This window comes from Candidatus Cardinium sp. cBcalN2, from assembly GCF_022810445.1.
GTDB lineage: Bacteria > Bacteroidota > Bacteroidia > Cytophagales > Amoebophilaceae > Cardinium.
On sequence record NZ_JAACGD010000272.1, the window covers coordinates 1 to 352 of the forward strand.

General features: G+C 36.4%; 1 protein-coding gene. It reads left to right on the forward strand.

Annotated features, from left to right (window positions below):
• The first annotated feature begins 103 nt into the window (after positions 1-103).
• Positions 104-253: a hypothetical protein gene (locus MUW74_RS04435; RefSeq protein WP_243553137.1), complete on the forward strand. Its 150-nt coding sequence runs from the start codon at positions 104-106 to the stop codon at positions 251-253.
• The last annotated feature ends 99 nt before the right edge of the window (positions 254-352 follow it).

The following is a 352-nucleotide window of genomic DNA, read 5'->3' on the forward strand; positions in this document are numbered from 1 at the left end:
CCACTCACTGGTATTGAATTGTTTTATTGTTACTAAAATCAAAGTTAAATGAAAATTCAACACATACAAACACACTGATTGCTGCTATGCAAAGGTGGAAGTGATGCTTATCCATACTTTATATAACTACCTTTCTCTCTCTCTCTCTCTTATTATTCTTCCTCTTGATGCATATATGAATCATTATAATCAGATACCAAAAATGGGTTCTCAATACTCTCTTCTTTCTCTTACCGATACCTTGAAGCCCTAATCAAACCAGCAATCGTTAAGCAAGTCCACTCAATTGGCCTGAAGGTGAAATCATCATGAATGACTCGCGAAGCCTGAAGCAACCAGAATTGATCACAGA